Origin of the sequence: Gilliamella sp. Nev3-1, assembly GCF_001690435.1 — a bacterium.
In the GTDB taxonomy this organism is placed as follows: domain Bacteria; phylum Pseudomonadota; class Gammaproteobacteria; order Enterobacterales; family Orbaceae; genus Gilliamella; species Gilliamella apicola_C.
This window is the reverse complement of sequence record NZ_LZHN01000021.1, coordinates 1-2,875: the sequence shown is the minus strand read 5'-3', so window position 1 is coordinate 2,875 and position 2,875 is coordinate 1. Positions and strand designations below refer to the sequence as shown.

Below are 2,875 nucleotides of genomic sequence, written 5' to 3'. Positions count from 1 at the left end.
TATGAGTTGTGCCATTGTTGGCTTAAGCCGTTGTGCTTACTATTATCAACCTAAGTTACTGGATGATTCGGTGATTATTTCGGTGTTGAATGCTATCACAGACCGGCATTTACGCTGGGGCTTTCCTAAATTTTTTAATCGTATCAGAAAGCTCGGCTATCAATGGAATCATAAACGGGTATATCGGGTGTATTGTGAATTAAAACTTACTAAAATAGTACAGCAAAAAAGTAGAAAATTCTCTATGATAAAAGTAAAGGGGATTTAATTATGAAAAAAATGACTGAACATCAAATCGTCGCTATTTTAAAAGAAGCTGAAGCGGGTATTCCCGTTAAAGAACTGTGCCGTAAATATGGCATGGCAAATTCAACTTTCTATAAATGGCGTGATAAATACGGTGGTATGGAAACCTCTGATATTAAACGTTTAAAGGAGCTTGAGGCTGAAAACCGTAAGCTTAAACAGATGTTTGCCGAACTGAGCTTAAAATCCCAGCTTCAGGAAGAAATCATAAAAAAGCTTTAGTGCCCACAAAAGCACGTAAAACGTGGGCACAGCAACTACAACAAAATCATTCAGTTACTATTGCTATGAGTTGTGCCATTGTTGGCTTAAGCCGTTGTGCTTACTATTATCAACCTAAGTTACTGGATGATTCGGTGATTATTTCGGTGTTGAATGCTATCACAGACCGGCATTTACGCTGGGGCTTTCCCAAATGTTTTAATCGCATCAGAAAGCTTGGCTATAAATGGAATCATAAGCGTGTTTATCGGGTGTATTGTGAGTTAAAACTTAATATTAGAGCTAAACGCAAAAAACGTATCCCCCAACGAACACCAGAAAAGCTATTGGTTCCTAATAAATAAGGTGAATGTTAGTCAATGGATTTTATGAGTAATAGTCGTTGCAATCAACGTCGTTTTAGCGCCTTCAATGTGATAAATGATTTTAACCGTGAGACATTAGGCATTGATATTGGTGTGAGTTTACCCGCAGGTAGAGTGACTCGTTATTTGGATAAATTGGCGGAGTATCATGGTTATCCGTTAAAAATACGGGGCGATAATGGACCTGAATTTACAGGAAAAACCTTTATAAACTGGGCTAAATCACATGATATAGCCATTGATTATATCCAGCCCGGTAGCCCTTATCAAAATGGCTATATTGAACGATTTAATCGTACCTATCGTACTGAAGTACTCGATTTATATCTTTTTAACAACTTAGCGCAAGCAAGGAGAATAACCGAAGAAGGGTTAACGATTTATAATACCGAAAGACCGCATGAGGCATTAAATAACATGACACCGATTGAGTATAAAACACTAAAACAAGCAGCATGATTTTCTACTTGAATCTTGTACTAAGTTTGGGGTATTTACAGGCTGCATTTCTATCAAGTTTAAATTCTCTCCATTATTGTTTAGATCTTACTTATTTGTATTTTCATCTTTTCTAATATTTTTTCTAAATTCATCTAGTCCTAGTGCTTTCGGATCAAAATCATCAATATACATTAATGTCGCTATGCCGGTTTTATTATTTACTTCTCTTAGCCATTCACAAAAATTATCAAATATAATATCGTCACATTCCTCTTGTAATAAAAATCCACCATCCGTATGTGAGTCATATAATTGGTCTAAAGCACAAATAAATTCATCTTTATTTTTAATGAGCCAACTCATAGGTAGTTTAGTCATAATACCTATTAGCTTTAGTTCATCATCATAATGCAAAAGGGATGGTTTATTTTTCAAAAAATTGTATAGCATATTCTCGTTCATAAATTAATATCCTGATCCATCTAATGGAATATGAGCTGCATTTCTATCACGTTTAAATTCTCTCCATTATTGTTTAGAGCTTACTTATCTGTATTTTCATCTTTTCTAATATTTTTTCTAAATTCATCTAGTCCTAGTGCTTTCGGATCAAAATCATCAATATACATTAATGTCGCTATGCCGGTTTTATTATTTACTTCTCTTAGCCATTCACAAAAATTATCAAATATAATATCGTCACATTCCTCTTGTAATAAAAATCCACCATCCGTATGTGAGTCATATAATTGGTCTAAAGCACAAATAAATTCATCTTTATTTTTAATGAGCCAACTCATAGGTAGTTTAGTCATAATACCTATTAGCTTTAGTTCATCATCATAATGCAAAAGGGATGGTTTATTTTTCAAAAAATTGTATAGCATATTCTCGTTCATAAATTAATATCCTGATCCATCTAATGGAATATGAGCTGCATTTCTATCACGTTTAAATTCTCTCCATTATTGTTTAGAGCTTACTTATCTGTATTTTCATCTTTTCTAATATTTTTTCTAAATTCATCTAGTCCTAGTGCTTTCGGATCAAAATCATCAATATACATTAATGTCGCTATGCCGGTTTTATTATTTACTTCTCTTAGCCATTCACAAAAATTATCAAATATAATATCGTCACATTCCTCTTGTAATAAAAATCCACCATCCGTATGTGAGTCATATAATTGGTCTAAAGCACAAATAAATTCATCTTTATTTTTAATGAGCCAACTCATAGGTAGTTTAGTCATAATACCTATTAGCTTTAGTTCATCATCATAATGCAAAAGGGATGGTTTATTTTTCAAAAAATTGTATAGCATATTCTCGTTCATAAATTAATATCCTGATCCATCTAATGGAATATGAGCTGCATTTCTATCACGTTTAAATTCTCTCCATTATTGTTTAGAGCTTACTTATCTGTATTTTCATCTTTTCTAATATTTTTTCTAAATTCATCTAGTCCTAGTGCTTTCGGATCAAAATCATCAATATACATTAATGTCGCTATGCCGGTTTTATTATTTACTTCTCTTA

4 protein-coding genes and 1 pseudogene are annotated in these 2,875 nt (G+C 32.9%); 2 read left to right on the top strand and 3 right to left on the bottom strand.

Features of this window, described 5'->3' with window-relative positions:
• A partial coding sequence (locus A9G40_RS04435) for an IS3 family transposase (protein ID WP_065582072.1) occupies positions 1-268 on the top strand: 268 nt, incomplete at its 5' end.
• 2 nt (positions 269-270) lie between these two features.
• Positions 271-1,352, top strand: a pseudogene (locus A9G40_RS04425) (IS3 family transposase).
• An 87-nt stretch (positions 1,353-1,439) separates the two neighbouring features.
• Here the strand turns inward: A9G40_RS04425 and A9G40_RS04420 are convergent.
• From A9G40_RS04420 to A9G40_RS04410, 3 genes are all read right to left on the bottom strand, one after another.
• A complete protein-coding gene (locus A9G40_RS04420) occupies positions 1,440-1,796 on the bottom strand; it encodes a hypothetical protein (protein ID WP_065582071.1) in 357 nt (118 codons plus the stop codon).
• An 80-nt stretch (positions 1,797-1,876) separates the two neighbouring features.
• Entirely contained in the window at positions 1,877-2,233 is a 357-nt protein-coding gene (locus A9G40_RS04415; RefSeq protein ID WP_065582070.1) for a hypothetical protein, read from the bottom strand.
• Between the two features lie 80 nt (positions 2,234-2,313).
• Positions 2,314-2,670 carry a hypothetical protein gene (locus A9G40_RS04410; RefSeq protein ID WP_065582070.1) on the bottom strand — a complete coding sequence of 119 codons (357 nt, stop codon included), beginning with the start codon at positions 2,668-2,670 and terminating at the stop codon, positions 2,314-2,316.
• Between the last annotated feature and the right edge of the window lie 205 nt (positions 2,671-2,875).